Raw genomic sequence first — 26,653 nt, forward strand, 5'->3', positions numbered from 1 at the left:
CCATGCCAAATTTGCGGATTAGCGGCCTAAAAGTTGGCTACGGCCGAGCGACGGTTTTAGAGAACCTCAATCTGGCGGTCTCACCCGGCGAGCTCGTGACTGTGCTCGGAGCCAACGGTGCTGGGAAAACGACGCTGCTGAACGGCATCATGGGATTGGCGCCGCCGCGCGCGGGATCCATCCTCCTGGAGGATGAGCAGCTCGTCGGTCTTCGTCCCGAGCAGTTGGTTGCTCGTGGCGTCGTGCTCGTACCGGAACGACGGGAGTTGTTCGGCAACCTCACGGTGGAAGTAAACCTGCGCCTGGGCGGCTATCGAACTGATGCGTCGTCGAAGTCGCTCGATCGCATCTACAGCCTATTCCCGATCCTTGCAGAGCGTCGCAAGCAGAAGGCAGCTACGCTGTCCGGCGGCGAACAGCAGATGCTCGCGGTGGGGCGTGCTTTGATGGCCGGTCCTCGCTTGCTGATGCTGGATGAACCTTCGATCGGGCTCGCACCGTTGATCGTCCAGGAAATTCTTCGGGTCATTGGCCAGCTCAAGGCCGACGGACTGACCATCATCCTGGTTGAGCAAAATGCAAGGCTCGCACTTTCCGTAGCGGATCGTGGCTACGTGCTTGAGGTTGGCAAAATTGTTCTGGAAGGCACCAGTGCTTCACTCTCAACCGACCCGAGATTGAGTCAGGCCTATCTGGGAGGTGCTGCGGATTACGCTGCTGCGCGGGATCAAGTCTATGTCGATTGATGGCGAAATACGTCAACTTCACCAGAGCTTCTCTAAGCGCGAGCTGTCTCCTGTCGAGATCGTTCGCGCTCAATTGGACGCAGTCATTGCGGTTGATGCCGGCGTTAACGCATTCACGCTGGTGGACGAGACTGTTGCCATCGAGATGGCGCAAGCTTCCGAAGAACGATACCGGCGCGGCGAGCCTATCGGACCGATGGATGGTATCCCGACGACGATCAAGGATACGCTGAACGTTGCCGGCTGGCCAACGAGGCGTGGATCGCGGACGACACCCGAAGCGCCTGCGACGGCCGACGCGGTCTCAGTGGCACGGCTTCGTAGCGCGGGCGCGGTGTTTCTCGGAAAGACGACGACACCGGAGTTCGCCTGGAAAGGGTTGACCCAAAGCCTGCTCAACGGAATGACCCTGAGCCCTTTGGACAAAACTCGTCACGCGGGTGGGAGCAGCGGCGGCGCTGCCGCCGCGACAGCGCTCGGCGTCGGCGTTGTTGGCATAGGGACCGATGCGGCGGGATCCGTCCGCATACCAGCCGCCTTCTGCGGCGTGGTCGGGTACAAGCCCACCTTCGGAGCGATCCCGCTTGAGCCGTTCCCGGCGGCTTTCTGGCAGCTCCCTCACATCGGGCCGATAACCAGAAGCGTGGCAGATGCCGCATTGGCGGCGGCTGTGATGAGCGGACCGGCTTCGTCGGACTGGATGTCGCTGGTCCAGACGCCGCTATCGCAGCGTCTAGAAAGAAAGTTGACGCCGCGAGCGCGCATCGGCATTCCCACTGACTTGAACCGCTACCTGGATCCCGAGGTGAAGAGAGGGTGGGATGAGGCAGTTAGAGCCCTGAGCTCACAGGCAGACATTAAGTCGGTCGAGCTTCGGCTTGATGAAGCTCGCGACATCGTAGCGACGCTTTATCGTCTCGGGTGCGCGTTTGCCGTGTCCCTCGTTCCCGAAAGCAAGCGCTCGGAACTTGACCCAGCGATACTCGAGTTTATCGAGCCGGTCCGCAACCTACCCGCGGAGACGTTGATCGATATGCAGCGCCGTCGAGAGGAAATTGCCAGTCAGGCGGCTTTGGTCCTGTCCGATACTGTCGATGTCCTGCTTACTCCGACCATGCCTTGCCTTCCTCTGCGCGCAGATTCTGCGGAAGCCCGTGAGGTCGATTGGTTCAAGTGGTGTCCGTTCACCCCACTGTTCAACCTGTCGCGCGGACCTGCGATCTCCGTGCCATGGCCGTCGCGGGATAACGGCGTTCTGCCGATCGGTTTGCAGATCGGTGCCGCGCCTGGCCGTGACGAGCTCGCCATTTCAGCAGCAGCCGTGATTGAGAGCATTGCCAGCCGAGATCGCGCCCGTCAGACCGGGGCATCAAACCATGGGAAATGAGCGGCCGAAGCTTCTTTCAATCGAGATCGATGCTCTGGCGGATGGTCAACCTGCTCAACTGCACGGATTTGCCTCAGACGCTAACGATGATTGGGTCGCGACGGGGTGGTTTCAAGCGCTGGTCGCCGCGGGTTATGATGTCATAGCCCCCGACCTACGTGGACATGGTCTTAGCTCTAAGTCTCGGAACCCGCGCGACTACCGGCTGGAGGCCTTCGCGGGGGACTGTATTGCGGCCGCGAGATTCTGCTGGGGCCATTCGAGCTTTAGTGTCGTCGGCTATTCGATGGGCGCGCACATCGCGATGACCCTCTCTCTTGCGAACCCGGATCAGATTGAAACCCTCGTGCTCGGCGGTATGGGCGAGCGAATTGCCGCCACCGTCGGGCTGGCGCCCGAGTTCGCAGATGCGCTGGATGCCGTAGCTGAACACAAGTTGGATACGAGCGCGCTTCCGTCATACGCGCTCCGATTCGCCCAGCATGCTGCGTTAAAGTCGTACAACGATCTCGCCGTTCTCGCGGCATGCCTTCGCGGGCAGAGTTGCGTCTTTGATCTCGCCAAATTAGCGCAGGTCGCGGCGCCGACCCTCGTGATGGTTGGAGAAAACGACAAGCTTGCCGGAGCTCCGTACCGGGTCGCTGGTCTCTTTCCGGTGGGGATTGCGGCAACGGTACCCGATGTAAATCATGCGTCCGCACTTACCAGCGAGCCATTCCGATCGCGCGCGATGATGCATTTTGGCATCGCGGAGCCCCTTGGCTGCAATGGAGGACTGTCATGAAGCCAATTGCGAAATCTCGGACCTATGCTGCATTGCCAGCACCGTTCGGTAAATTCGCTCACGCGAGCGTTCTCAAACTGGCGGGTGCCAAGCTCGTGTTTGTTTCGGGCGTTACGGCGCGAGAGTCGGGCGCGCAGGACACCGAGGCCCAGACAAGGGTTATCTACGAACGGATACTAGCTGCGCTCGAAGCTGAGGGGGGCGGATTTCAGCACGTGATGAAAATGAATGTGTTCGTGCTCGACATCCGGGACTATCCGGCGACGAACAAGATTCGTGAGGAGTTTTTCGAAGGGATTGATCCGCCAGCGAGTACGCTCGTGGAGGTATCGAAATTCGTTCGCCCGGAAGTGCGCGTCGAGATCGAATGCGTGGCGGCAATTCCCGAAACATGAGCAAGAAAATGCCAAGCAAGCCTGTCCTCCGTGAGGTCTCTCTCGCGGACAAGTTCGACCTGACCCAGGGAACGATCTACATTACGGGAAAACAAGCCCTCGCCAGGGTTCCGATTCTGCAGCGAGAGCTCGATCGTCAACGTGGGTTGAGAACGGCCGGCTATATCTCAGGGTATCGCGGTTCTCCTCTTGGGACGGTGGACAACGAGCTCCTGAAAATCAAGGATCGCCTTGTTGCGTCCGACATCGTCTTTCAACCTGGCTTGAACGAAGATCTTGCCATGACGGCGGTCTGGGGCAGTCAGCAGTTGGATTTCGTTCCCGGTCGCAAGTACGACGGCGTCTTTGCGATGTGGTACGGTAAGGGGCCGGGGGTCGATCGATCTGGCGATGCCATCAAGCACGCCAACATGTCGGGCACTCATCCCAATGGCGGGGTGTTGCTCGTGTTCGGCGACGACCATGCCGGCAAATCCTCCTCGCTTGCGCACCAAAGCGATCTTGCTCTGGCGGCCCACGAAGTGCCGATCCTGTATCCCTCGGATGTGCATGACATCTTGAAGTTTGGCTTGGCCGGCTTTGCGTTGTCGCGTGAGTGCGGACTTCTTGCGGGATTGAAGCTTGTCAACGAGACCGCGGACTGCACCCAGGCTGTCGATTTCTCTGTGGATGAACTCACGCCGACCTTGGCCGCCGGTCCGTCCGGTGCCGATGTCAGCATTCGCGTCGAAATGCTCGCGGTTGCGGCTCAGGACCAGCGAATGGTCCGGAACAAGCTGCCCAGAATCCACGAATTTACCCGACGCAACGCCATAGACCGAGTTGCATTCGGCGCGACAAAACCGACCCGTCTCGGCATCGTGACGGCGGGAAAGGCGTTCCAGGATGTCATCGACGGACTGAGGTGGCTCGGGATCGACGAGGCCGAGGCGCAGCGGCTTGGTATCGGGGTCCTCAAGGTCGGATTGATCTACCCGCTTGATCCTTTGTCATTGACCGAGTTCGCCAGTGAGGTCGACGAATTGCTCTTCGTTGAGGAAAAGCGTCCTCACATGGAGCTTCAAGCGGCCGCCCTGATGTACCATTCGGCCCGCCGACCAGACATCTCCGGCAAGCACACACCGGATGGAGCCACGCTCCTCCCAGTGGATGAGCCGCTCGATGCTGTTATGGTAGGGAAGGCCGTCGCGCGACGCCTCCTGGAGAGAGCACCGCAGGATCAAGGACTCAATGGGCTTCGAGCGGCCCTCGATGACCTCGAGCAGCGGGGGCTAGCCTGGAAGCGGGTTGATCCCGGTCCGCTTGCGCGACGACCGGTCTTTTGCTCGGGTTGCCCGCACAATCGCTCCACGAAACTGCCCGAGGGCTCGTTCGGCGTGGCTGGAATCGGCTGCCACGGGCTCGTGCAATTCATGGATCGCAATCCGCTGCCTTGCACCCATATGGGTGCGGAAGGTGTCAACTGGATCGGCCTTTCGCATTTCACCAATACCAAGCATGTCTTCGTCAACCTCGGAGACGGAACGTTTTCTCATTCGGGCTCTTTGGCGATCCGTGCGGCGGCGGCGTCCGACGCGAACGTGACCTTCAAGATCCTTGCGAATGACGTGGTCGCTATGACGGGCGGCCAGACGGTCGAAAGCGGATTGTCCGTTGGCGCCATGGTCCGACAGGTGCTCTTGGAAGGGGTGAAGCGCGTTGTCGTCGTGGCCGAAGATCCCGATGCCGTTCGTGCCCAGCAGTCACTGCCTGCCGGCGTGACGGTTGTTCATCGCACGGAAATGGAGAACGTACAGCGGGAACTGCGTGAGACGGAAGGGACGACCGTCATCGTGTACGTGCAGATCTGCGCCACTGAAAAGCGCAAGAGGCGTAAAAAAGGTCAGATGGCCGCCGCGTCGAAGCGCGTCGTCATCAATCCCGCAGTATGCGAGGGATGCGGCGACTGTTCGCAGGCCTCGAATTGCATGTCGGTCCAACCATTGGAAACGGAATTTGGCCGTAAGCGACGTATTGATCAGGCCAGCTGCAACAGCGATCTTTCATGCCTGGAAGGGTTCTGTCCCTCCTTCGTTTCGCTTGAGGGAGCCCGCCTGAGGAAGCCGACATCGCCCAATCTCGACGACGCGGTGGCTCGCCTCGCCGTACCCGTCTCAAAATTCGAGTATCAGAGAGCGTTCGGCGTTCTGGTCGCCGGTATCGGAGGCACGGGCGTCGTGACCGCAACTGCCGTGATCGGGATGGCTGCTCACCTGGAGGGACGGGGAGTTGGCATTTATGACATGACCGGCTCGCCCAGAAGGGGGGCACCGTCTATAGCCATCTGCGTATCCTTCCCACTCCGACGAGCGTGGCACCGTTGCGGCTGGGGTTCGAAGATGCCGACCTCCTGGTTGGCTCAGACATCGTCGCGGCGACCCAACTTGAAGCCTTGAAGACGGTTGGTTCTTCCACGACTGTCGTGATCGACGATCAGGTTGTTGCAACGCAATCCTTCCATGAAAATGCAAATATCAATCTTGATGCGGAACGGCTTGTTCGGCGCCTGGAGCAAAGGGCCGGTCACCAGGCCACTCGAATTGCAGCCAAGCAGCTGGCGGAGCGCGCCCACGGCGATCCTATCGTCGCAAACATGATCCTGCTTGGTTCGGCCTTCCAAATGGGCGCGTTGCCGCTTTCTTTGGAATCAATCGAGCAAGCCATCCGCCTCAACGGCGTCGACGTTGCCGGGACGCTTCGCGCGTTTCATCTCGGTAGGCTTTCGGTTGGCGAACCGGATGCGCTTGCGAATTTGATCGTCGACGCCGAAACGCCGATTGTGACTTCGCCCAAACCGGTGAACACTCTTGATGAAAAAATCGCGCTTCGGGTGAAGGCCCTCCGCGACTATCAGGACGACACCTACGCGGATCGTTTCCAGCATGTCGTCGACCTTGTCCGGACCGCGGAGGAGAAGGCTTGCGCCGGATCTACACGATTGACTGCGGCTGTGGTCGAAAATGCGTTCAAGTTGATGGCCTACAAGGACGAGTACGAGGTGGCCAGGCTGTTGACGGAACCCTCATTCTGGCAGAGCGTGGACGAGCGGTTTGAAGGCGGGTCACTGAAACTACATTTGGCTCCGCCCATTTTAGCAACACGGGATGCTGCGACCGGCCGCCCGCGAAAGATGGCGTTCTCCGCGCGCTATATGTTGCCGGTCCTGAGGTTGCTCGCGCGATTGAAGGGCCTACGAGGTTCTGCGTTCGATCCCTTCGGGTGGATGCACGAAAGGCGGATGGAACGCCGGTTACGCGATCAGTATTTGGCGTTCGCGGAAGAAATCGCGACGGGGCTTATTGCGTCGAATATTGAAGCGGCAGTCGCTTTCGCCTCGTACCCTGGTGAAATCCGCGGCTACGGACCTCTGAAAGCCGACTCGATAACGCGTGTCGAACCTCGCGCGCAGGCTCTGCGCGCGGACTTCCTGGACGGAGCGCGATCGGCCGTTACCGATGCGGCTTGGGCACCAAGACCGAGGCCGAGCCCAACGGACTAGTCAAATGGAGAAAATAATGTCCCCAGATCGTAGGCAAGTTCTCACGGGCGTCGCCGCATCACTGATCGGATGGAATATGCCGGCATCCGCACAGGAGGCACCCAAGGGGGCAACGACCTCCGCCCCGGATCGCGCGCGCGTGGTCCTTCTGGGGACTGCTGGAGGCCCCAGTCCAAAGGTATCTCGCTCTGCACCGGCCGCCATGGTCGTCGCCGGCGGCCGGATTTATGTCGTGGATTGCGGCAATGGCGTCGCGCGGCAGATTGTGAGGGCAGGCTTTGCCCTCAAGGATCTCAACTCAATTTTCATCACGCATCAGCATTCCGATCACAACCTCGACTATGGCAATCTGTTTTATCTGGCATGGAGCGCTGCGCTAAAAGGCGCCGTCAATTCGTATGGGCCGCCACCGCTGTCGAAGATGACTGAAAAATTCTTCGAATTGAATGAGTTCGACGTTGATTTGCGTATCCACGACGAAGGACGGCTTGATCCGCGGAAGTTGCTTGTGCCGCACGAGATCACGTCTGCGGGCGCAGTAATGCAGGACGAAAACGTCAAGGTGACATGTGCGTTGGTCGATCACCCGCCTATCAAGGTGGCACTCGCCTATCGCTTCGACACACCTAATCGCTCCATTGTGTTTTCGGGCGATACGCGCAAGTGCGACGCACTTATCGAACTCGCGAAGGGAGCCGACGTGCTTGTTTGCGAGGGACAGTACCTGCCGGGCATTCGGGGATTGGCCGAACGGATTGCGGCCGAACCATCCCGCAGGGAAGCGATTTTCAAAAGCATCTCTGGAAATGCACTGAGCGTGCAGCAAGCTGGCGAGGTTGCAAAGGAAGCCGGTGTCAAAACTCTCGTGATCAATCATTTCGTGCCGGGCGATGATACTGTTCCGGAATATGTGTGGCTTGACGCCGCGCGGGAATCCTTCTCCGGCGAGGTCATCGTCGGGCGGGATCTTCTTGAAATCTGATTAGGCGGTGGTCGGGCTGGCGACGATTAAGCTGCGTGCGCCCCGATAGCGCAAAGGGAAGGCTATGGTAGGTGATCTGAGAGGCGCTCGATTTCTGGTGATTGGAGGGAGTTCAGGCATTGGCCTAGCGGTCGCAAAGCAGGCTTTTGCGGAAGGCGCTCGGGTTCATATCGCATCCCGCTCGCGGGCCAAGCTGGACAAAGCGGTATCGGAAATTGGCTCCGGATCGGTCGGCCGGGAGCTCGATGTCACGGATGATGAGGCAGTAGACTCCTTCTTTGCTCCCGAGGGGGAATGGGATCACGTTGTGGTCTCCGCCGCCGAAACTGTCAGCGGCCCCATGCGCAAGCAGACGATGGAAGACGCGCGGAAGACGATGATGAGCAAATTCTGGGGCGCATACCACGTCGCTCGCTCGGCCAGGATCAGTCAGCAAGGATCATTGTGCCTGGTTTCCGGCTTCAGAAGCTTTCGGCCATCGGCGAACACCGTTCTTCAAGGCGCCATTAATGCTGCATTGGAAGCTCTCGCTCGCGGCCTCGCGCTGGAATTGGCGCCAATCCGTGTGAATGTGGTCTCGCCCGGGTTGACCGCGACGCCGATGTGGTCGGGGATGTCGGAAGGCGACCGCGGGACCATGTTTGGAAACGCGGCGAAGAATCTGCCAGCGGGCCGCGTGGGGCAGCCCGATGATATGGCAAATGCAGTGCTTTTTCTGGCGAAGACGCCGTTTGCAACCGGTTCGACCGTTTTGGTCGATGGCGGAGGGACCATCGCTTAAGGTGGGATCTTGATATCATAGGAGGGGGTTCATGGCGTTGTTGTCGCGGTTCAGACAGTGTTTGCAGGTCGCACTTCCTCTCATCGCAGCAGCGAGCGGCGCACTGCACATGACAGCTGCGGCGGCGGGGCAGATTGGCTATCTTGGGCCGGCTGGATCGTGGACACACCAGGCCTGCTTGGAGCTGTTCGGACCTTCGGATCTGGTCCCTCTATCGCAAGACGAATTGCTGTCAGCATATCAGAGCGGGAAAATCGATCGTGCCTGCCTGCCTGTTACGACCTCGCTGGTGGGAGCTACTCCCTATCTGGATCCGATCCTCGCTCTGCCAAACGTAAGGATCGTCGCCGAATATCCCAAAATGCTTGGCTATAGCCTTCTTGCTCGTCATGGAACGCGTCTGGAGGATGTCAAAGAAGTTCTCGGGCATCCTGTTGCCTTTGACGAGGTAAAGCCTTGGCTAGATCACCAATTTCCGCAGGTGCGACGGACCGCGGCGGCGAGCAGCGGCGCTGCGGCGCAAGCCGTGGCCAACAGCGACGCCTTGGACAAGGCGTCCATTGGCCCCAAAATTGGCGCGTCGATTTATGGTCTGGATTCGCTGGTGGATGGGATCGAAGAGGGCCCGCACAATGTCACACGCTGGTGGGTATTGGGCAAGGATAGCCCTCCGCCTACCGATAACGACAAGACGTCCTTGCTAGCAACTGTGAGTGATGCGGATCTTGCTTCCTTGCTTGCTTCTTTTGCAGGCGCCGGAGTCCAGATCCTGACCATTTACGAGCGACCGGCAAAAACAGCCCTCGACAGGCATCGATATCTGATCGAGGTCGCTGGGAACGAGAAAATGGAGAGCCTGACCCTGCTGCTCGGAAAGCACCCAGACATTCGCGCGCTTGGGTCATATCCGCGCCGATACTGACAGATCCTACTGGTCGCAATCCGAGCCATTCCGAAGTCGTCCGTTAAGAAGCCGGATTGAGCTGGGGCGGACAGGCGAGCGTTGGCCATATCAGCCGCAGGAACAAGGCCAAGAGTTCTCTGAGCCAGACGAGGATGCGGCGGAAGTTGTGGCCGACGGCGGAGAGGATGACGTTGGCGGCATCTCCTGCGCGGCCTTTGAGGTAGCAACGGCCGAGGTGACCTTCGGCCTTCATGTGGCCGATGATGGGCTCGATGGCGGAGCGGCGGCGCAGCTCGCGCTTGATGATGCCGAAGACGCCGCGCTTCTGGCCGGAGATGAAGACGCGCCGTGGGTTTTGTGCGTCGTGGCCGCGGTATCCCTTGTCGACATAGGCCCGCTCGATCGGACAGCCGGTGAGCGCCTCGGTGCGGTCGATGATGTCCCGCAAGGTGTGACCGTCGTAGGGATTGTCGGGCAGCGAGTTGGCGTGCAGCACGAACAGGCCACCGGGAGCCCGGCGGTTGTTGGTGACAATGGAGGCCTTCACGCCGAACTCGTAAGGGGCGGCGGCCTTGCCCTTGCCGATGCACTCCACCTCCGGAGCATGGAAGGAATAAAGCTTCCAGCCGCGCTGGCGCTGCTGTTGCGAGGTTGCGAGCGGATCTGCGCGGCCCGGCAGAGCGGGAGGGTGAACGCCTCCTCCAGTGCCGACTGGCCCTCGATCTTGCGGCGAATGTCGCGAATCCGGCCCAGCCGGCTGCGCAGGATACGCAACTGCCGCTGATGCCGCCTGAACTGTTTGGCGTGGGCGTATCGGCCTGCCATCATCGCGGCGGCCTTGGCCACACGAGCATAGGATTGCCGCAGTTTGACGCCGTGCCTTCTCGCCAGGCGGTTGAGCCCCTTGATGGCCGCATGCAACAGCTTGGCGTCGGTCGGGAAGCTGACGGCCTTCGGCTGCACCGTGGTGTCGACCGTGACGCGCTTGAGGTCCTGGCTGCGTAACGCACCGGCTTCGTGCGCCACCCGCAGGCTCTCGGCCAGCAACAGCTCCAGCTTGTCGCCGAGCCGCTTGCGCCAATGGCTGACGTCCGAGCGCTCGTGCGGGAAGGCGTGCTGGAAGAACTCTTCGCCGGTGAAGAACTGAAAGTACGGGTTGTGGACCCAGCGCTCGCAAATGCCCTCATCGGACAGCCCGTAAATGTGCTTGAGCAACAGCAGCCCGATCATGAAGCGGGTCTCGATCCCGGGCCGTCCATTCTCGCTGTAGAGCGGTGCGACCTCGCCGTCGATCCAGTCCCAATTGTCTGACAGATCGGGCTTTGCTGCCCTTTATTGACATAGCTTATCAAGGGTTCGGGGAAGGGCTGGAGCAGGACGCTGCTGGGCTCAGATCCATTTTCGCCAGAATTCCCGAAATGGTCATTGCTGCAAGCTGCTCCAAGACTTTTGGTGTTTACCGCGATCGCGTTGGAGTGGCGGTCATCGTTGGGCGCACGTCAACACAGAGCGACGTCGCTGTGGCGCAGCTCCTTGGCGCCGCGCGTAGCCTCTACTCGATGCCACCTGACCACGGTGCTGCCGCCGTACGAATTGTTCTCGAGGATGCTGCGCTAAGAGCGGATTGGGCCATCGAACTCGAGGGAATGCGTCGACGAATGGTCAATCTGAGGCTCAGTTTCGCCGAAGCATTACAACGTCAATCGAACAGCACCCGCTTTGATTTTATCGCTCGACAACGGGGCATGTTCTCGCGCATCGGGGCGACAGCGGAACAAGTCGAACGACTGCGTAAGGAGCACGCGATCTATTTGGTCGAGGACGGACGAATTAACGTTGCAGGCTTGCCAGAACATCAGCTCGATGAGGTTGCGCGGGCATTTGTTACCGTCATGAGCAAGCCGTCCAGCTGATAGTGCTTGTCCACTCTGCTCGGCTCTCAAACATCGGCGACGCCCTCACAGGAGGATGTGAAGTCGGTGGATTTAACACGGATCAAACGCCCGCGCCGGGCCCTCAAGGCCTAACACGAAGTTTCAGGCGCATCGTCTTCCTTCTCGCCGGTCGCGAGATCATGGCTTCCGCCAGCCGCTCGCCTCACGTCGTCTTGGACAGCTGAAAGCCCATGACGCCGGCCAGATTGCTGACCCGCCACAGACGACATGTCGATAGCGAATAGGGACCTTTGACCCGCTAGACGCTATCTCGATGACGAGTGCGGCCAAGCTCGCCAGCTAGGACCACGTCGCGAACCCGATTCCAGTTCCGGTCCCTGCCGGCGTGCGATAGGCAGGGTAATACTCCGACCAATCGTTGGTCAGTCCCTCGGACATCGCCGCCGTCATCACCCAGTTGAGGATTTCGGACGAGCCTGAATTCAACTCGTTGCGTGTCAGGCCGCGCAGGACCTGCGGATGCTTGCAGCGAATGGCGTTAAGCACCTTGTGATCGAGCTGCTCGTCGACGACGAAATGGCTGAGACCGCCGCTTGCCGCAACGGCGACGCGAAGGTTGCTCGGCGATTTCTCGACAATGCGGGCCAGCTTTGTGCCGATGTCGTAGCAGCGACGGGCTGTCGGCGCGTTCGGCGGATAATAGGTATTGAGGAGCACCGGCACGACCGGGATGGCGCGTCCCCGGAACAGCCGCTCGATGATGAAGCCATAGGCGTGGCCAAATCCCGCCTTCAGCGGATCATCGACCTTGGCAGCGGCTGCCACGTCGACGTCCTCGTCGACGAGGCCGCGGATCAGTTCGAGCGCGAACTGCGGCTGCCCCGGGAAGCTATGCACGGCATCCATCGCATAGCCCTTCATCACGGTTCCGACCCAGCCCGGCGTCTGCGGCGTCAGGTGCTTCTCGTGCGTCAGGATCTCCTCGCCGTGGAAGATCGAGATCGCCGGCATGTTGGCATGGCTGAACAGCTCGGCCTGATCGTCACCGATGATTACGACCACGTCGGGCGCAACGGCCGCGAGGCGGTCGGCGATCGCATCAAGAGCCTTCTGGGAGGCGGCCTCGATTTCCAGAAACTTGGCTTCGGTCGCGACATCGCCGTAAGGCGCGCCGTTTTCCTCTGCGAGATCGTCGTAGCTGATAAATCTGCCGTCGGCCAGGTTCAACGCCTTGTTCTTCTTGTCGTCTTCGGCGCGCTCGCTCCAGCGCTTTCCCTCGAGTGCCAGCATCGGCGTATGAGACGCGGCAAAGCTGAACACGATCCTAGCCATCGGCAGTCCTCCCTGAAATTAATTTTACCTTGTGGACAATATTACATAGGGCGATCGGGGCTGCAATCGAAACCGGACGAGGGGGAGACGAAAATCCACTTGCAAGTTTGCCGTTTCTTATATATACCAAGTGGACCAATTAATAATCAGGCCCATGGCCAGGGAGAGATCGCGCCCATGATCATCGACGCTCATGCCCATCTCGTCGCGCCTGCCTCGCTCTATGCCCATCGCAGCAACCTAGTCGTCGCTCGCGGTCAGTACGGCAAGTTTCCGGCGGCGATCTCCGATGCGGAGCTTGAGAAATCCGCAGCTCAAAACGTGGCGATCATGGATGGCGTCGGCACCGATTTGCAGGTGATCTCGCCGCGCCCCTTCATGATGATCCACGGCGAAAACCGCTGGGAGGACGTCGTCACCTGGGCCGAGGACAACAACGACATCATCGCCCGCACCGTGAAGATGCATCCCAAGCGCTTTCGTGGCGTCGGCGGATTGCCGCAGGCTGTCGGTGTTCCCGTCGAGGCGACGTTCGATGAGATCAAGCGTTGCATCGAGCAGCTTGGGTTCATCGGCGTCCTGCTCAATCCCGATCCGTCCGAGGGCATGGGGAAGAGCCCGACTCTGGCCGATCCGTATTGGTATCCGCTCTATGAATTCCTCTGCAAGCACGACATTCCTGCGCACATTCACAGTTGCGCCTGCTGCGGCCGGGAAACCTATGACGAGCATTTCATCACCGAGGAGAGCCTCGCCATCACCACGATCACACGCTCGGATGTCTTCAAGCGCTATCCGACGCTGAAGCTCATGGTCAGTCACGGCGGGGGATCGGTTCCGTTCCAGGTCGGGCGCTGGCGGTCCAATCGGCAGATGGCCATTGCCGCAGGCCGCCTGCCAAAGGATACCGAGAGCTTCGATGTGAGCCTGAAGCGCTTCTGGTTCGACACCGTGGTCCACAACAAGAAGTCGCTGGAGCTGCTGTTCGACGTGGTCGGCACCGATCGCTGCATGTTCGGCACCGAGCGCCCCGGCAGCGGCGGCGGCGTCGATCCGGAAACGGGTCGGCCCTACGATGACCTCAAGCCGGTGATCGAGTCCATCGCGGAACTGACCTCCGCCGACAAGAAGGCCATCTTCGAAAGTAACGCACGCAAATTCTTCACCCGTCTCGACGCCTGAGCAGGGGAGGAGATCAGCATGGGTGCACGACGAAGCATTGAAGTCGAGGGGTTCAGCCATGGTGGGCAGCCAATTCCCGCCGCGTCGCGGGTCGGCAACATCATCATGACCGGCGGCGTCTATGGACTCGATCCGGCAAGCGGAAAGATCCCGGATCATGTCGGCCGGCAGGCCGAGCTGATGTTCGCGAACCTGAAGCGGATCATGGACGCAGGCGGCGCAAGCCTCGACCAGATCGTCAAGATGACGGTCTATGTGAAGGTGCCGGAGGCGCGCGGGGCCGTGAATACGCAATGGCTCGCCGCCTTTCCGGATCCAGCATCCCGTCCGGCGCGTCACACGTTCCAGAACGATCATCTGCCGGCCAACATGCTCGTGCAATGTGACGCCACGGCGGTTCTCGACGGTACCTGAGGTCGCGCCATGGACGGTCTGATTGCGCGGCTCGCCGCCCTCGATACCTGCGCGGTGTCGGACGCCCTCGACAAACTCGGCCTTTCCGGCGCCGTGGTTGGAATCTCCCCGCTCACCGGCCCGGTCAAGATTGCCGGACGAGCGGTCACCATCAAGCTGGGGGCGCCCCTGCCGGGGTTGCCGAAACGACATCTCGGTGCGGGCGCGGTCATGGCGTCGAATCCGGGGGATGTCATCGTCGTCGAACATCGTGGCCGCACCGAGGTCTCGGGCTGGGGCGGCCTGCTCAGCCGGGGTGCCGTTCGCCGCGGTGTCGCAGCGGTGCTGGTGGATGGCGCCTGCCGCGACATCGACGAGAGCCGCATGCTTGGTCTGCCGGTGTTCGCGCGCGCCGCAGTGCCGGTGACGGCGCGCGGACGCGTTGCCGAGCATTCCTGTGAGGAGCCGATCACATTCGCGACTGTCGCCGTGAAGCCGGGCGATCTCGTGATCGCCGACGGCAGCGGCAGCGGCATCGTGTTCGTCGACGCGGCGCGCGCCGAGGAGATCGTTTCGACCGCTGAAGACATCTACGCGCGCGAGCAGCGCATGGCGGAAGCCATCGACGCGGGCAAGGCGGTCGGCGAGGTCTTGAGCGGCGACTACGAAGACATGCTGAAACGACGGGAGACCTGAATGTCGGAGATCGCCGGTGAATTGAAGGAGATCGGCACCACCACATTGTCCGACGCGCTCGATCGCCTTGGCATCGAGGGACAATGTCTGGGCATCAAGGCGTTCGATCACCAGATGCGGCTCGCCGGACCTGCCTTCACCATCCGCATGCTGCCCGTCGGCGTCCATGGCGGCTCGGTCGGCGATTACATCGACGACGTCGCGCCTGGCCAGATCGTGGTGATCGACAATGACGGGCGGCTCGATGCGACCGTCTGGGGCGATATCCTCACCATGGTCGCCTCGCGCCGCGGCATCGGCGGCACCGTGATCGACGGCGTCTGCCGCGACATCGATCGCAGCCTCGATCTCGGTTACCCGATCTTCGCGCGCGGCAACGCCATGCGCACCGGCAAGGACCGCGTGACCGCCGACGCCATGAATGTGCCGGTCCAAATTGCCGGCGTCCGGATCGCACCGGGAGACTGGCTGGTGGGTGACGGGGACGGCATTGTCGCGTTGCCGGCGTCCCGGCTCGAGGAGATCCTCGCCACGGCGCGTCAGATCGCGGCCGCCGAGGCCAAGATCAGGGATGCCGTCATCGCCGGCGAGCGTCTGGACAAGGCGCGCGAGCGCTTGCGGTACCACGCCCTGCAATCCAAACCGACGCGCTGATACCCTCGCGCCCCGGCGCGGTTGACAAATCCGGTGGCCGGGCGGATAGCCTTGATCGGATATGGCCTGCCTCGCGGGGATGCTGTGACAACGGATCTGACCAAGGAAACCCTCGACGATGTCGTCAACCAGCGGCGTCGGCAGCAGCGTTCGCTCGACACGCGGGAACGGATCCTTCAGGCGGCCTTTGAGGAATTCGCCGAGCGCGGCTTCGAAGGCGCCTCGACACGCACCGTCGCGACGAAGGCCGGCGTCCAGCATCCGCTGGTGACCTATCACTTCAAGAACAAGGATGGGCTCTGGCAGGCGGTCGTGACGACGACGAGCTTCAATTTCGGTCAGCACTTCCAGGATCACCTCGCGGGAATGACCGGGAAGGACGAGCTTGCGCAGCTCAGGGTGCTCCAGGAGCAGTTCATTCGCTTCGCGGCAGCCAACCCGAATTTCCACTGGTTGATGTCGCATGAAGGCAAGCGGGAGAGCGATCGGCTCACCTGGCTGGTCGAGGAGCGCGTGCGCAACTATTTCGACGTCGTGGCCAAGCTGATCCGGGTCGCACAGAAGCAGGGGCGCTACGTCGAGGGCGATCCCTATCATCTGCAATATCTGTTCATTGGGGCCGTCACGCGTATCTTCATGCTGTCCGCCGAAGTCCAGCAGGTGATGGGACGCTCGCCCTTCTCCAAGAAGTTTGTCGATGAGCATGTCCGGACATGCTGTGCCTTGTTCTTCCGCGAACCGGCGGAGGGCGCGCGCCCGGCGCGCGTTGCGACGCCGAAGGGAAAACGCCTCACCAAATGATCGGGAGGCTCTTGAAGCCACGCACCATCAGGTGACGAACTCGTTCGGCCGTGGCGACGTCAATGTCGAAGTCGCCTAGCGCGACGAGCAGGTCCCGCAGGATTGCGCGCAGCATGGAGCGGGTTGCGCTCGCGCCGAGGCAGATATGCGGTCCAAACCCGAAGCCGAAGTGACGCACCTTGCCGCGTGTGATGTCGAAGCGGTCGGCATCGGCAATGGCCGTCTCGTCGCGATTGGCCGACGCATAGAGTAGAGCGATCCTCGCGCCCGGCGGAATGGGGAGTCCCGCAATCTCGGTCGGTGCTGACGTCATCCGGGCGAAGCATTGCGTCGAGGTGTCCCAGCGGATCGCTTCTTCGATGGCGGCATCGACGAGCGACGGATCAGCCATCACGCGCGAGCGCTGATCGGGATGACACCAGAGCGCGTGCATCAGGTTTGGCAGGAAATGTCCGATCGAGGCGTTGCCTGCGAGCAGCACGGTCATCATGTTGGCCACGATCTCGGCGTCGCTGAGAGGTGCTCCTGCCGCCTGTGCCGCGATCAGGATAGAGAACAGGTCATCGTCGCGCTCCACGCGGCGCCGCGCCAGCTCCTCCGTCAACAGCGCAATGACCACGGCACGATCGTCCTCCGCGAGCGCAGGGCCCGCGGGGCCAGCGTGTCCACGAAACAATCGCTCCGAAAGCTCGCTGGCCTTCCGAGCGGAATCGGGTCCAAGGCCGAGCATGCGTCCCAGGGCTCCGAACAACAGGGGCCGGCTGATATCCGTGACCAAATCGCATTGGCGGCGAGGGCTCAGCACTTCCACCCGCCGCGCGAGCTCGGCACGGATCCAGGGGAGAACCAGCTCGATGCGCACCGGTGTGACTCCGCGGATGATAATGCGCCGCAGTTCATCATGGCGGGGCGGATCGATCGATCCCAGCGTCTTGCCGACGCGAAGCGGGGAATCGCTGAGCGCATTGCCCGCTGAGGACGAGAACAGATCGGGCCTTGCCAGCGCGTCCGCGACGTCGCGGTGCCGGCTGACGAACCAGAGATTGGTCTTCGGACAATGATAGGCCGGCTGTTCGGTCCGCATCCGCCGATAGGTCGGATAGGGATCCTCAAAGAAGGCGTCGCCGGCGAGATCAAATACGGTCATCGCCACCTACCAACGAATCCGGAGCTTGTAGAATCCGCGTGCCATCATGTGAGCGACTCGCTCGGCATTTGCGACGTCGAGTTCGTATTCGCCGAGCGCCGGCAACAGCGGCGTCATGATGGTACGCATCATCGCCCGAGCAGTGGGCGCGCCGAGACAAATGTGAGGACCGGATCCGAAGCCGAAATGGCGCGTCTTGCCACGGTCAATGTCATATGTGTCCGGATCAGGAATCACCCGTTCATCGCGATTGGCCGCGCCGTAGCAGACCACCAGACGGCTATCGGCCGGGATCGTTACCCCGTGCAGGGAAATTTCTTTTGTGGTCTGGCGTGCAAAGGACTGCGTCGAGGTGTCCCACCGAACGCCTTCGTTGACGGCCGCGTCGAGTTTTGTCGGATCGGCCAGCAATTTCGAACGCTCGTCCGGATTCTGCCAGAGCGCATGAATGAGATTCGAAAAGTAGTGGCCGATGGAAGCGTTCCCCGCCAATAGCACGGTCGACATGTTGCCAAGAATTTCCGCGTCAGAGAGCGGCGCACCGGCCTCCTGAGCCTCGAGCAGGAACGAGAACAGGTCGTCGCTGCGGTCCTTGCGCCGGCGCTCGAGCTGCTCGCCGAGCACGGCGAATACGTCTTCCATCACGCCCGGCTTCGACACGGGACCCATCGCGTTCGGGGCGGCATGAAAGAGATCTCTCGACAGTTCGGCCGCGCGGATAGCGGCGTGACCATCGAGGCCGAGCATGCGGCCGAGCGCGGCGTACAGAATGGGGCGGCTGATATCGGCCATGAAGTCGCATTCGCGGCGTTCACCGAATTCGTGCAGGAGGCGTTGCACGTCATGCTCGATGGCGGGCTGCATCGACTGGATCCGGGCAGGCGTGAATCCCTTCATGACGACCCGGCGCAGCTCGTCGTGGCGAGGCGGGTCCGTCGTGCCGAGCGTCTTTCCGATGCGGAGCGGCGAGTCGACCAGGGTATTGCCGCGGGCAGACGAGAACGTCTCGAAATCGTTGAGGATGCGGGCGACGTCCTCGTTGCGCGTTATCACATAATAGCCGCTCGGCTCGTGCCGGTAGACCGGATGGTTGTCGCGCAGGATCTTGTAGGTGGGGTAGGGATTATTGACGAAGTCACGGTCCTCGGGGTCGAAGCGAAAGCCCATGCGGTCCTCCCGGTTCCTTTGTCGCTTTTCTGCTCGCTAAATATACCATATGGAAAAGATAATGAGCAAGCCGCGGTCCACGGCCTTATTTCAGGCGGCGCGAACCGGCTTTCTGATTCCGACATGCTGCTCGAGGGCATCGAGGTCTGCGGCGATAGCGCCGCTCGCACCGGATCGGACGGCAAGACCCCGTTCGAGGATGATCGCATGCCGCGCCAGCCCTAGCGCGAAGCCGGCATGCTGCTCGATCAGGACGACGGCCATGCTTTCGCTTTGCGTGATGTCCGTGATGCAACGCGCGACGTCTTGCGCGACAACCGGCGCGAGGCCTTCGAGCGGCTCGTCCAGCAGCAGAAGGCGGGGATTTGTAACCAGGGCGCGCCCGATGGCCAGCATTTGCTGCTCGCCTCCGGACAACTGATTGCCAAAATTGCCGCGCCGCTCCTTCAGCTTCGGAAACAGTTCGTAGACGCGGTCGAGCGTCCAGGCTCCCGGCGCCGCTGCGATCCGGAGGTTCTCCTCGACGGTTAGCGGCGCAAACACTTCGCGGCCCTGCGGCACCCACCCGATGCCCATGCGGCATCGCCGGTGTGGCGGCATGGTCGTGATGTCCTGCCCACCGAACCGAATCCGCCCCCCTCGCGGAGCGAGGTGACCCGCGATCGCGAGTATCAAGGTCGATTTTCCGGCCCCGTTGCGCCCCAGGAGGGCGAGCGATCCGCCAACCTCAATGGTCAGCGACAGATCATGGACCACCACACCCTCGCCGTAACCGACGTCGATGTTCTCAATCTCGAGCAGGGGCTCAGCCACCGGCGACCCCCAGATAGACACGGCGCACCTCGGAATCGCCGGCGATCTCGCCCGGCGTCCCCTCGCACAACACCGTACCTGCCACCAGCACGGTGATGGTCTCGGCGAACCGAAAGACCAGATCCATGTCGTGCTCGATGAAGAGAATAGCGACGTCGCGAGGCAACGCTTCGATCGCCTGCATAAGTTCAAAGCTCTCGCTGGCGGGAACGCCCGCGGCCGGCTCGTCCAGCAGCAGGACGCGCGGCCGGCCGGCAAGGGCGAGCGCAATCTCCAGCAGGCGCTGGCGGCCGTAGGCGAGCTCCGCAGTCGGACGCAGGCAGTCCCGGCCAAGGCCGACGGAGCAAGCCAGCGCGAACGCTTCGTCGGTAGTATCCGTCTCTCGGTGCAGCGCCTGGAGCGGCCTACCCAGGCGGCCGTTCCGTCGCGCCACCGCCAGCATGATCGACTCCAGCGGCGACAGATGCGGAAACAGCGCGTTGATCTGGAACGTTCGGCCGAGTCCGAGCGCGACACGCTGATCGGTGGTCAGCCGATTGATCGGCGCGCCCTCGAGCAGAATGCTGCCGCTGCTTGGCGCGAGCACGCCGGTGAGCAGATTGATCAACGTGCTCTTGCCCGCACCGTTCGGCCCGATCAGGGCCTGGCGGCCGCCGGCTTTCAGCCGAAGGCTGACCTCGTTGGTCACCTTCAAGGCGCCGAACTGCTTGCAGAGGGCTTTTGTTTCGAGCGCTGGTGCGGTCATCGCGGATGTCTCTCGCGCGCCAAATAGTTCGTGAGCAGCGTCAAGGCGCCGACCAGTCCGCCTCGCGCCGTCAGCATCAGCGCGATGAGAATGAGCCCGAGCCAGAACATCCAGTACACCGGGTTGAGCGCGGAGAGCACGTCGCGCGCCCAGATGAAAGTCGCCGCGCCAATGAAGCCACCGATCAGCGTGCCGAGCCCGCCGACGGTCAGCATGATCAGGGCTGCGACCGACCGTTCGAAGCTCAATGTCTCCAGCGCGACGATCTGGGTGGTCTGGGCGAGCAATGCGCCGGCCATGCCGGCGATGGTCGCCGAGATCGTGAAGGCGATCATCTTGCGGCGGGCGGTCGATACGCCAAGCATGGGAACGCGATCGTGGTTCTCGCGGATCCCTTTCAGCGCGAGACCTTCGGGCGAATGGATGTATCGCCGGGCCGCAAGGTAGAGCAGGAAAGCGACGGCGTAGGCGTACCAGAATGCGGTCCGGCCAAAGAGGTCGAATTCAAACAGGCCCAACAGCGGCCACATGTCGATGCCTTGCAGGCCGGTATCGCCGCCGGTCAGCCACGGCATGCGGCTTGCGGCCTCGAACAGCAACAGCCCGATGCACAGCGTCACCATCAGCACCGCCGCGCCGCGCACCTTGGCGATCACGGAGCTGAATGCCAGTCCAAGTCCGCCGGCGGCCAGCCCGCCGAAGAGAACACCGGACAGCGGTTCGCCCCAGCCGTGGGCGGCGAGCAGTCCCGCCGCATAGGCGCCGAGGCCGAAGAAGGCGGCATGGCCGAACGAGGCGATCCCGCCATAGCCCAGCAACAGGTCGAGCGACATGGCAAAGAGGCCGCCGATCAGCATCTGTGTCAACAGGACGAGCTTTGCAGGAAAAAGAAAGTATCCGGCTGCGGCCGCAATCCAGAACGCGACCTCGATGGTGGTCCACCGTGCGCGGTTGACGACCATTATTCGTGCGAGGTCGAGTGTGATGTCGCTCATCGCGGGCGGCCAACGAGGCCCTGCGGCCGCACGGTCAACAGGGCAAGCGCAGTGGCGTAGATGATGAAGGCTCCGATCTCGGGCAGTAAATATTTGCCCACGACGTCGATGATCCCGAACAGCATGGCGGCGAGAAACGTCCCGCGCAGCGAGCCGAGCCCGCCGACGCTGACGACGATCAATAGCTCGGTCAGGAACTTGATCGGGAAGTTGGGATCGAGCCCAAGCAGTTTGACGCTGAGCGCGCCACCAATCCCGGCGAGCGCCGATCCGAGTGCGAAGGCGAGGGCGTAGAGCTTGTCGACATCGATGCCGCACGATGCGGTCATCCGGCGGTTGAAGACAGCGGCCCTGATCTTGGCGCCGAACGTGGTGTGCTCGATCAGGCCGACCAGCGAGACGAGGAGCACGAGGCCGGTTACGATCAGGAAGAGGCGGTAGCGGTTGAGGTCGACCGGCCCAATGCGCAGATTGCCGTCGAGCCAGGCGGGGACTGCAATGGCCATCTGCTCGGGCCCGACGAGGTAAGTTGCTGCTGCGATGGCCGCGTAGACGACGCCGATCGTGAGCAGGACCTGCTCGAGCTCGGATGCCTGATAGAGGCGTCGGAACAACGTACGTTCCAGGATCGCTCCGGTCAGCGCCGCAGTCAGCCCCGCCATGACGACGGCCGCCAGGAACGGCCAGCCGGCCTTGCCGATCAACAGCGCGGCGGTGTAGCCGCCGACCATTGCGAGCGCCGCGTGGGCCATGTTGGCGAAGCCCATGAGGCCAAGCGTGATCGAGAGTCCGCCGGCCATCAGGAACAGCACGAACCCGTAGGCGATGCCGCCGAGCAGGATATTGACGAAGCCAAGCATCGTGCCACCTAGCGTGCCGAACCTGGGTCCTTGACGTCCGGTGTCGATGCGAACTCGACGTTGACGATCTGTCCGTCGCGCTTCTCAACCTTTCGGAAATAGACGGTCTGGACGATATCGCGGGTCGCGGGATCGATCGAGATCGGCCCGCGCGGACTTTCGAACTTCGTCTGTTTCAGCAGCTCCATGGTCCGGTCGGGATTTAGCTCGCCCTTCTGGGCCTCGACCACTTGATAGATTGCCTTAAGGACGTCGTAGGCGACGACGGGCATGAAATTCAGCGGACGATCCGGCGCAATCGACTTGTAGGTGCGGGCAAACTCGCTATTGGCTACGGACTCATGCGTTTGCGTGTAGTGGAACGCGGTTACCACACCCAGTGCTGCGTCACCAGCTGCAGGGAGCGAGGATTCGTCCGTGATATCGCCAATGCCGATGATCTTGGCGGGATCGAGCCCGGCTTCCTTGAACTGGCGAAGGAAAATGGGTGGCAGCTCGCCGGCCGCCATGAACACGAAAACGGCGTCAGGATTGGCGTCTTTGATCCGCTGAATGTAGGCGGAAAAGTCGGTTGCCTTGAGCGGCGCGCGCACCGAACCGGCGATGGCGCCGCCAGCGGCCTTGAATTCGCGAATGAACATCGCTTCGGCGTCGAGGCCAGGTTCGTACTCGTGCACGAAAGTATAGACCGACTTGAACTGCTGCTTGCTGGCGTAGGTTGCGAGCTGCTGCGCCATCTCGGTTGTCGTGAAGCCGAAGCGGACCGCAAAGGGATGTTTGGCGAGGATCCCCGATGTCGCGGAATTGACGATGAGGAGGGGGACTTTGGCGGAGGTCGACAACGGTGCGACCGCCATCGTGTTGGGCGTGTAATCCATTCCCGCAAGGAAATCCACCTTCTCGCCGACGATCAGCTCCTGGGCGAGCCGCCGCGCGACGTCGGGTGCTGGGCCCGTGGTGTCGCGCCTGATGATCTCGATCTTGCGGCCTGCGACAGACTTGCCGAATGTCTTGAAGAACACCTCGATTGCCGCGTCGGATGCGGCACCGGCGGCGGCGCCCGGACCGGTATAGCTCATGAGCCAGCCTATCTTCAGCGGCCGGTCGTCCGCTCTCGCCGAAATGCAGGCGGCGAACATGGCCGCGGCTACGATCACGATTCTGGCGATCATGCCGATAATCCTCCCTGAAACCACTTTTCCCCGAAGTCTCTGGCGCGGACCTCTTGATACAAATTAGACCATATGGAAAGTATATGCAAGACAAACGGCCCCGCGCTGCTCCAGACCGGTGCCAGGGCAACTGCAAATTGAAGGGAGCAACATGACCCAAGAGCTCACGCGGACAATTGAAAAGGCTCGGGAGCACAGTCTCGGCGATCTCCTGCGCCGCTCTGCCCAACGCGAGCCGAGCAAATCAGCGATCGTCTGCGGAGATGTTAGCTGGACGTTTGCCGAGGTGGATGCGATCTGCAACCGGCTCGGCCGCGGCCTGCTCGGCCTCGGAGTGAAGAAGGGCGATCGCCTCGCCGTGCTCTCACGCAATTCGCACGCCTTTGCGGCGCTCCGGTTCGCGGTGGCCCGGATCGGCGCGGTGCTGGTGCCGATCAACTTCATGCTCAATCCGGACGAGATCAACTTCATCCTGAAGAGCTCCGGCGCAAAGCTGCTCGCTGCGGGGGCGGATTTCGTCGAGCCGGCGCGCGCCGCCTCGACCAAGGACTGCGCGGTCGAGAAGATGATCTGGCTGCCGGGTGAGGATCCCGCCACGGCGCCCGCGGGTCTCACCACTTTCGACGATCTCCTTGATGCCGACGGCTCGTTCCTGGAGGCCTCCGTCGACAACCGCGATCTCGCGCAGATCGTCTACACCAGCGGTACGGAATCCCTGCCCAAGGGCGCGATGCTGACCCATGAAGCGGTGATGTGGCAATATGTCAGCTGCATCATCGGCGGCGGCATGAGCGCGAACGACAAGTTCCTGCACGCGCTGCCGCTCTATCACTGCGCCCAGCTCGACGTGTTCCTGGGACCGCAGATCTATCTCGGCGCCTCCGGCGTCATCACGGGCAAGCCGGCCGCCGACAACATTCTGGCGCTGATCCAGGCGCACAGGATCACCTCTTTCTTCGCGCCGCCGACGATCTGGATCGCGATGCTGCGCTCGCCGAAGTTCGACAAGACCGACCTGTCAACGCTTCAGAAGGGCTACTACGGCGCCTCGATCATGCCGGTGGAGGTGCTGCTCGAGCTGCAGCGGCGTCTGCCCAACGTCAAGTTCTGGAATTTCTACGGCCAGACCGAGATCGCACCGCTTGCGACCGTGCTGCGGCCCGAGGACCAGCTGCGCAAGGCCGGCTCGGCCGGCAAGCCCGTGCTCAATGTCGAAACGCGGGTGGTCAACACGGCGATGGAAGATGTGAAAGTCGGTGAAGTCGGCGAGATCGTGCACCGCTCGCCGCATCTGCTCTCCGGCTATTACAACGATCCCGCGAAGACCGCGGCGGCGTTTACCGGCGGCTGGTTTCACTCCGGCGATCTCGCCACCGTTGACGCCGAGGGCCACATCACCGTGGTCGACCGCGTCAAGGACATGATCAAGTACCGGCGGCGAGAATGTTGCGAGCCGCGAGGTCGAGGAGATGGTCTACCGCATCCCGGCTGTCTCCGAGGTCGCCGTCGTCGGCCTGCCCGATCCGCGCTGGATCGAGGCGGTGACCGCGATCGTCGTGGTCAAGAGCGGCGAGAAGCTAGACGAGGACGCCGTCATCAAGCACTGCGCCGGGCAGATGGCGCATTTCAAGGTGCCCAAGCGCGTCATCTTCGTCGACAGCCTGCCCAAGAATCCGAGCGGCAAGCTGCTCAAGCGCGAGCTGCGCCAGCGCTTCGTCGGCGGCGAAACACTCGACAAGGCAATCCAGAGTTTGGAGACCTAACCTCGCGCAACAGTATTGGTCGGCCCTTAATCGAGAGCGACGGGCGGGCTGTTCACAAACGTTCACTATTCTCGCGACTAGATGCGGTCGAAGACAGACTCAAGCTCGAAAAGGGGGGCGACAATGTTCCATGGTCGCGGCCTGGCCGTGGGGCTGTTCGAGCCGCTGCACGACCTGTTCGATCGTTCGCTGCAGATGATCCGGACCATCCCGCACCTCGCGTTGGTGCCGTTGATGATCCTCTGGTTCGGCATCGGGGAGGAGCCGCGGCTCATTCTCGTCGCGATGGGTTCGCTCTTCCCTGTTTACATCAACACGGTCGGGGCATTCGCAACGTCGATCCCAAGCTGATCGAGCTTGGAAAATCCTACGGCCTTGGCCGCGCCGAGCTGGTCCGGTCCATCATTCTGCCGGCGGCGCTCCAGCCGATCCTGGTCGACATGCGCTATGCACTCGGTGTTGCCTGGCTCACGCTCGTCGTCGGTGAAACGATCGCGTCGCGGGATGGCGTTGGATACCTCGTGCAGAATGCCCGCGAGCTGCTGCGCATCGATATCATCGTGCTGGCCATTATTCTCTATGCCATCGCGGGCTGGCTATCGGATTTGATCACGCGCCTGATCGAACGGCGGCTGCTGCGCTGGCATCCGAACTATGCTGACAGGGTGAAGGCATGAGCGGAGCCAGCGTCAGTCTGCGCTCGGTCGGCAAATCGTTCGCCGGCCGCACGGTCCTTGACGGCGTCGATCTCGAAATCGCTGCTGGCGAGTTCGTCTCGATCATCGGACCCAGCGGAGCCGGCAAGTCGACGCTGCTGCGTCTCGTAGCAGGCCTGGATGCCCCAACGCGCGGCCGCATCGAGCTCCGCGCGACAGGCCACAAGGCAGACGTGCGCCTGATGTTTCAGGAGGATCGCCTGCTGCCGTGGCGGCCCGTGCTCGGTAATGTGTTGCTGGGCATCAAGGGCAGGAAGCAGGATGCCGGACGCATCCTCGAGGCGGTCGGATTGCAGGGGCGCGAAAGTGAATTTCCGATCGGGCTGTCCGGCGGCCAGCGCCAGCGTGTGGCGCTGGCGAGGGCGCTGATCCACGACCGGATCTGTTGCTGCTCGACGAGCCGATCGGAGCGCTCGACGCCATCACCCGGGGCTGCGATGCAATTGCTGCTGGAACAGTTGCTCGTCGCGCGGCCCCGCACCGTCGTGCTGGTCACGCACGACGTCGAGGAGGCGTTGCTGCTCTCCGATCGCGTGCTCCTCGTCAAGGACGGCGGGATCGCGCGTGATCTGAGCTTCGACCAGCCGCGTCCGCGGCATCGCGGCGATCCGGCGCTGTCAGCTCTGAAGGAAGAATTGCTCGACGGTCTGCTGACGGCCGAGCGCGATTTGGCTGCCGTTGCATGACAGGACGAAAGGATGACGATATGACTTTGAGGGGATCGACGCGCGGTGGCGCTAATATCTCGCGGCGCACGGTGCTGTCGATGGGGGCGGGACTTGCCGCGGCCGCGGCGGGTGCAGGT

General features: G+C 62.0%; 26 protein-coding genes and 2 pseudogenes. 19 read left to right on the plus strand and 9 right to left on the minus strand.

The window, feature by feature from the left end; all coding sequences use genetic code 11:
- Window positions 1–2: 2 nt before the first annotated feature.
- From H8B02_RS13290 to H8B02_RS13330, 9 genes are all read left to right on the plus strand, one after another.
- Window positions 3–746 carry an ABC transporter ATP-binding protein gene (locus H8B02_RS13290; RefSeq protein ID WP_229166651.1) on the plus strand — a complete coding sequence of 248 codons (744 nt, stop codon included), beginning with the start codon at window positions 3–5 and terminating at the stop codon, window positions 744–746.
- A complete protein-coding gene (locus H8B02_RS13295) occupies window positions 736–2,133 on the plus strand; it encodes an amidase (protein WP_229166652.1) in 1,398 nt (465 codons plus the stop codon). The genes H8B02_RS13290 and H8B02_RS13295 overlap by 11 nt, the downstream gene beginning before the upstream one ends.
- On the plus strand, window positions 2,123–2,917 hold the full coding sequence (locus H8B02_RS13300) for an alpha/beta fold hydrolase (RefSeq protein ID WP_229166653.1): 795 nt from the start codon (window positions 2,123–2,125) through the stop codon (window positions 2,915–2,917). Before H8B02_RS13295 ends, H8B02_RS13300 begins: the two co-directional genes overlap by 11 nt.
- The gene (locus H8B02_RS13305) at window positions 2,914–3,312 is read left to right on the plus strand and encodes a RidA family protein (RefSeq protein WP_229166654.1); all 399 of its coding nucleotides are present in this window, start codon (window positions 2,914–2,916) and stop codon (window positions 3,310–3,312) included. Before H8B02_RS13300 ends, H8B02_RS13305 begins: the two co-directional genes overlap by 4 nt.
- A complete protein-coding gene (locus H8B02_RS13310; protein WP_229166655.1) occupies window positions 3,285–5,747 on the plus strand; it encodes an indolepyruvate ferredoxin oxidoreductase family protein in 2,463 nt (820 codons plus the stop codon). The genes H8B02_RS13305 and H8B02_RS13310 overlap by 28 nt, the downstream gene beginning before the upstream one ends.
- Window positions 5,663–6,850, plus strand: a complete 1,188-nt coding sequence (locus H8B02_RS13315; RefSeq protein WP_229166656.1) for a DUF6537 domain-containing protein — start codon at window positions 5,663–5,665, stop codon at window positions 6,848–6,850. The genes H8B02_RS13310 and H8B02_RS13315 overlap by 85 nt, the downstream gene beginning before the upstream one ends.
- 16 nt (window positions 6,851–6,866) lie before the next feature.
- The gene (locus H8B02_RS13320; RefSeq protein ID WP_229166657.1) at window positions 6,867–7,832 is read left to right on the plus strand and encodes an MBL fold metallo-hydrolase; all 966 of its coding nucleotides are present in this window, start codon (window positions 6,867–6,869) and stop codon (window positions 7,830–7,832) included.
- Window positions 7,833–7,896: 64 nt separating this feature from the next.
- On the plus strand, window positions 7,897–8,613 hold the full coding sequence (locus H8B02_RS13325; RefSeq protein WP_229166658.1) for an SDR family oxidoreductase: 717 nt from the start codon (window positions 7,897–7,899) through the stop codon (window positions 8,611–8,613).
- Window positions 8,614–8,644: 31 nt separating this feature from the next.
- Window positions 8,645–9,535 carry a prephenate dehydratase gene (locus H8B02_RS13330; protein ID WP_229166659.1) on the plus strand — a complete coding sequence of 297 codons (891 nt, stop codon included), beginning with the start codon at window positions 8,645–8,647 and terminating at the stop codon, window positions 9,533–9,535.
- A gap of 43 nt (window positions 9,536–9,578) precedes the next feature.
- Here the strand turns inward: H8B02_RS13330 and H8B02_RS13335 are convergent.
- Window positions 9,579–10,822: pseudogene (locus H8B02_RS13335) on the minus strand (IS5 family transposase); the annotation flags it as partial.
- A 17-nt stretch (window positions 10,823–10,839) separates the two neighbouring features.
- Between H8B02_RS13335 and H8B02_RS13340 the strand changes: the two are divergent.
- Window positions 10,840–11,430 (plus strand): aminotransferase class I/II-fold pyridoxal phosphate-dependent enzyme, encoded by a 591-nt coding sequence (locus tag H8B02_RS13340; RefSeq protein WP_229166660.1) that lies wholly within the window; start codon window positions 10,840–10,842, stop codon window positions 11,428–11,430.
- Window positions 11,431–11,751: 321 nt separating this feature from the next.
- Here H8B02_RS13340 and H8B02_RS13345 read toward each other — a convergent pair whose 3' ends face one another.
- Complete coding sequence (locus H8B02_RS13345; RefSeq protein ID WP_229166661.1) at window positions 11,752–12,744, minus strand: DODA-type extradiol aromatic ring-opening family dioxygenase; 993 nt, start codon at window positions 12,742–12,744, stop codon at window positions 11,752–11,754.
- Here H8B02_RS13345 and H8B02_RS13350 point away from each other — a divergent pair.
- The 5 genes from H8B02_RS13350 (at window position 12,709) to H8B02_RS13370 (ending at window position 16,470) form a co-directional block, all read left to right on the plus strand.
- Window positions 12,709–13,926 carry an amidohydrolase family protein gene (locus H8B02_RS13350; protein ID WP_229166662.1) on the plus strand — a complete coding sequence of 406 codons (1,218 nt, stop codon included), beginning with the start codon at window positions 12,709–12,711 and terminating at the stop codon, window positions 13,924–13,926. The genes H8B02_RS13345 and H8B02_RS13350 overlap by 36 nt on opposite strands.
- An 18-nt stretch (window positions 13,927–13,944) precedes the next feature.
- Window positions 13,945–14,340, plus strand: a complete 396-nt coding sequence (locus H8B02_RS13355; RefSeq protein WP_229166663.1) for a RidA family protein — start codon at window positions 13,945–13,947, stop codon at window positions 14,338–14,340.
- A gap of 9 nt (window positions 14,341–14,349) precedes the next feature.
- A complete protein-coding gene (locus H8B02_RS13360) occupies window positions 14,350–15,015 on the plus strand; it encodes an RraA family protein (protein ID WP_229166664.1) in 666 nt (221 codons plus the stop codon).
- Entirely contained in the window at window positions 15,016–15,669 is a 654-nt protein-coding gene (locus tag H8B02_RS13365; protein WP_229166665.1) for an RraA family protein, read from the plus strand.
- A gap of 84 nt (window positions 15,670–15,753) precedes the next feature.
- Window positions 15,754–16,470, plus strand: coding sequence for a TetR/AcrR family transcriptional regulator (locus tag H8B02_RS13370; RefSeq protein ID WP_229166666.1), 717 nt, complete (start codon window positions 15,754–15,756; stop codon window positions 16,468–16,470).
- Here the strand turns inward: H8B02_RS13370 and H8B02_RS13375 are convergent.
- From H8B02_RS13375 to H8B02_RS13405, 7 genes are all read right to left on the minus strand, one after another.
- A complete protein-coding gene (locus H8B02_RS13375) occupies window positions 16,460–17,332 on the minus strand; it encodes a cytochrome P450 (protein WP_229166667.1) in 873 nt (290 codons plus the stop codon). The two genes, H8B02_RS13370 and H8B02_RS13375, sit on opposite strands and share 11 nt — an antisense overlap.
- 291 nt (window positions 17,333–17,623) lie before the next feature.
- Window positions 17,624–18,784 carry a cytochrome P450 gene (locus H8B02_RS13380; protein ID WP_229166668.1) on the minus strand — a complete coding sequence of 387 codons (1,161 nt, stop codon included), beginning with the start codon at window positions 18,782–18,784 and terminating at the stop codon, window positions 17,624–17,626.
- 90 nt (window positions 18,785–18,874) lie between these two features.
- Window positions 18,875–19,597: an ABC transporter ATP-binding protein gene (locus H8B02_RS13385; RefSeq protein WP_229166669.1), complete on the minus strand. Its 723-nt coding sequence runs from the start codon at window positions 19,595–19,597 to the stop codon at window positions 18,875–18,877.
- Complete coding sequence (locus H8B02_RS13390) at window positions 19,590–20,342, minus strand: ABC transporter ATP-binding protein (protein WP_229166670.1); 753 nt, start codon at window positions 20,340–20,342, stop codon at window positions 19,590–19,592. The genes H8B02_RS13385 and H8B02_RS13390 overlap by 8 nt, the downstream gene beginning before the upstream one ends.
- Window positions 20,339–21,337, minus strand: coding sequence for a branched-chain amino acid ABC transporter permease (locus H8B02_RS13395; protein WP_229166671.1), 999 nt, complete (start codon window positions 21,335–21,337; stop codon window positions 20,339–20,341). The genes H8B02_RS13390 and H8B02_RS13395 overlap by 4 nt, the downstream gene beginning before the upstream one ends.
- Window positions 21,334–22,197: a branched-chain amino acid ABC transporter permease gene (locus tag H8B02_RS13400; protein WP_229166672.1), complete on the minus strand. Its 864-nt coding sequence runs from the start codon at window positions 22,195–22,197 to the stop codon at window positions 21,334–21,336. Before H8B02_RS13400 ends, H8B02_RS13395 begins: the two co-directional genes overlap by 4 nt.
- An 8-nt stretch (window positions 22,198–22,205) precedes the next feature.
- Window positions 22,206–23,369: an ABC transporter substrate-binding protein gene (locus H8B02_RS13405; RefSeq protein ID WP_229166673.1), complete on the minus strand. Its 1,164-nt coding sequence runs from the start codon at window positions 23,367–23,369 to the stop codon at window positions 22,206–22,208.
- Between the two features lie 151 nt (window positions 23,370–23,520).
- On the opposite strand from H8B02_RS13405, the pseudogene H8B02_RS13410 reads away from it, so the two are divergent.
- The 4 genes and pseudogenes from H8B02_RS13410 to H8B02_RS13425 all read left to right on the plus strand — a co-directional run bounded on the left by H8B02_RS13410 (window position 23,521) and on the right by H8B02_RS13425 (window position 26,534).
- A pseudogene (locus tag H8B02_RS13410) lies at window positions 23,521–25,132 on the plus strand (acyl-CoA synthetase).
- Between the two features lie 123 nt (window positions 25,133–25,255).
- A complete protein-coding gene (locus H8B02_RS49290) occupies window positions 25,256–25,483 on the plus strand; it encodes an ABC transporter permease subunit (RefSeq protein WP_229166674.1) in 228 nt (75 codons plus the stop codon).
- On the plus strand, window positions 25,483–25,809 hold the full coding sequence (locus H8B02_RS13420) for an ABC transporter permease subunit (protein WP_229166676.1): 327 nt from the start codon (window positions 25,483–25,485) through the stop codon (window positions 25,807–25,809). Before H8B02_RS49290 ends, H8B02_RS13420 begins: the two co-directional genes overlap by 1 nt.
- Window positions 25,806–26,534 (plus strand): ABC transporter ATP-binding protein, encoded by a 729-nt coding sequence (locus H8B02_RS13425; RefSeq protein ID WP_229166675.1) that lies wholly within the window; start codon window positions 25,806–25,808, stop codon window positions 26,532–26,534. The genes H8B02_RS13420 and H8B02_RS13425 overlap by 4 nt, the downstream gene beginning before the upstream one ends.
- Window positions 26,535–26,653: the final 119 nt, after the last annotated feature.

Source organism: Bradyrhizobium altum (assembly GCF_020889705.1).
Lineage (GTDB): Bacteria > Pseudomonadota > Alphaproteobacteria > Rhizobiales > Xanthobacteraceae > Bradyrhizobium > Bradyrhizobium altum.

Excerpts from the sequence above, each read along its gene's own strand:
- H8B02_RS13295 (WP_229166652.1), top strand. The coding sequence starts at position 736 with ATGTCGATTGATGGCGAAATACGTCAACTTCACCAGAGCTTCTCTAAG.
- H8B02_RS13355 (WP_229166663.1), top strand. The coding sequence starts at position 13,945 with ATGGGTGCACGACGAAGCATTGAAGTCGAGGGGTTCAGCCATGGTGGG.
- H8B02_RS13380 (WP_229166668.1), bottom strand. The coding sequence starts at position 18,784 with ATGGGCTTTCGCTTCGACCCCGAGGACCGTGACTTCGTCAATAATCCC.
- H8B02_RS13425 (WP_229166675.1), top strand. The coding sequence starts at position 25,806 with ATGAGCGGAGCCAGCGTCAGTCTGCGCTCGGTCGGCAAATCGTTCGCC.
- H8B02_RS13305 (WP_229166654.1), top strand. The coding sequence starts at position 2,914 with ATGAAGCCAATTGCGAAATCTCGGACCTATGCTGCATTGCCAGCACCG.
- H8B02_RS13405 (WP_229166673.1), bottom strand. The coding sequence starts at position 23,369 with ATGATCGCCAGAATCGTGATCGTAGCCGCGGCCATGTTCGCCGCCTGC.
- H8B02_RS13325 (WP_229166658.1), top strand. The coding sequence starts at position 7,897 with ATGGTAGGTGATCTGAGAGGCGCTCGATTTCTGGTGATTGGAGGGAGT.
- H8B02_RS13365 (WP_229166665.1), top strand. The coding sequence starts at position 15,016 with ATGTCGGAGATCGCCGGTGAATTGAAGGAGATCGGCACCACCACATTG.
- H8B02_RS13400 (WP_229166672.1), bottom strand. The coding sequence starts at position 22,197 with ATGCTTGGCTTCGTCAATATCCTGCTCGGCGGCATCGCCTACGGGTTC.
- H8B02_RS13360 (WP_229166664.1), top strand. The coding sequence starts at position 14,350 with ATGGACGGTCTGATTGCGCGGCTCGCCGCCCTCGATACCTGCGCGGTG.
- H8B02_RS13350 (WP_229166662.1), top strand. The coding sequence starts at position 12,709 with ATGAGACGCGGCAAAGCTGAACACGATCCTAGCCATCGGCAGTCCTCC.
- H8B02_RS13330 (WP_229166659.1), top strand. The coding sequence starts at position 8,645 with ATGGCGTTGTTGTCGCGGTTCAGACAGTGTTTGCAGGTCGCACTTCCT.
- H8B02_RS13290 (WP_229166651.1), top strand. The coding sequence starts at position 3 with ATGCCAAATTTGCGGATTAGCGGCCTAAAAGTTGGCTACGGCCGAGCG.
- H8B02_RS13345 (WP_229166661.1), bottom strand. The coding sequence starts at position 12,744 with ATGGCTAGGATCGTGTTCAGCTTTGCCGCGTCTCATACGCCGATGCTG.
- H8B02_RS13320 (WP_229166657.1), top strand. The coding sequence starts at position 6,867 with ATGTCCCCAGATCGTAGGCAAGTTCTCACGGGCGTCGCCGCATCACTG.
- H8B02_RS13395 (WP_229166671.1), bottom strand. The coding sequence starts at position 21,337 with ATGAGCGACATCACACTCGACCTCGCACGAATAATGGTCGTCAACCGC.
- H8B02_RS49290 (WP_229166674.1), top strand. The coding sequence starts at position 25,256 with ATGTTCCATGGTCGCGGCCTGGCCGTGGGGCTGTTCGAGCCGCTGCAC.
- H8B02_RS13310 (WP_229166655.1), top strand. The coding sequence starts at position 3,285 with ATGCGTGGCGGCAATTCCCGAAACATGAGCAAGAAAATGCCAAGCAAG.
- H8B02_RS13390 (WP_229166670.1), bottom strand. The coding sequence starts at position 20,342 with ATGACCGCACCAGCGCTCGAAACAAAAGCCCTCTGCAAGCAGTTCGGC.
- H8B02_RS13300 (WP_229166653.1), top strand. The coding sequence starts at position 2,123 with ATGGGAAATGAGCGGCCGAAGCTTCTTTCAATCGAGATCGATGCTCTG.